The 843-nt window shown below is 64.5% G+C and carries 1 protein-coding gene; it reads left to right on the forward strand.

Annotation, left to right across the window (positions count from 1 at the left end):
* Window positions 1-843, forward strand: an 843-nt coding sequence (locus EOA22_RS35620) for an autotransporter outer membrane beta-barrel domain-containing protein (protein WP_127390715.1), incomplete at both ends; no start/stop codon positions are given.

The following is an 843-nucleotide window of genomic DNA, read 5'->3' on the forward strand; positions in this document are numbered from 1 at the left end:
CACCGCCGGTGGTGCCAACTGAGGTGCCCGACCTGCCGACACCGGCGGCGGGCGAGGAAATCCTGCTCTATCGCATCGAGGTTCCGGTCTATTCGGCCTTGCCGCCGGTCGCCGAACATCTGGCGATGACGACGCTCGGCACATTCCACGAACGGCGCGGCGAGCAGAGCCTGTTGTCGAACACCGAGCTGTCGCCGGTCTGGGGCCGCATCTTCGGTCAGGACAGCAAGATGGCCTATTCAGGAACGGTATCGCCGTCCTTTGACGGCACCCTGTTCGGCCTCCAGGCGGGCTTCGATCTGTTCGGCCGCGAAACCGCGTCGGGCCAGACCGATCGCGCCGGCCTGTTCGTCGCCTATGCCAGCATGAATGGCGACGTGCGCGGCCAGGCGCTGGGCAGGGACAATCTGTCCGTCGGCAGCATGGATATCAACGGCACCAGTATCGGCGGCTACTGGACCCGGATCGGTCAGGGTGGCTGGTACCTGGACGGCGTCCTCATGGCCACCTTCTTCGGCGGCAACGCAACATCGTCGCGCGACATTGGCATCGACGTCGGCGGGACCGGCGTCACCGCTTCGCTGGAAGGCGGCTATCCCATCGCGCTGGCGCAAGGCTGGACGCTTGAACCGCAGGCGCAACTGGTCTGGCAGCAATTGTCGCTCGACGATGCGTCGGACCGCTTTGCTTCGGTTTCCTTCGATACGGACGGCAGCGTGACCGGCCGGCTCGGCGCATGGCTGCAAGGCGAAACAGCGATCAATGGCATGGCGCTGCAGCCGTATCTCAAGGCCAACATCTGGCACGATTTCGGCTGCACCAGCCATTTCAATTTCGACACCA

Source organism: Mesorhizobium sp. M7A.F.Ca.US.014.04.1.1, from assembly GCF_003998745.1.
Classification (GTDB): domain Bacteria; phylum Pseudomonadota; class Alphaproteobacteria; order Rhizobiales; family Rhizobiaceae; genus Mesorhizobium; species Mesorhizobium ciceri.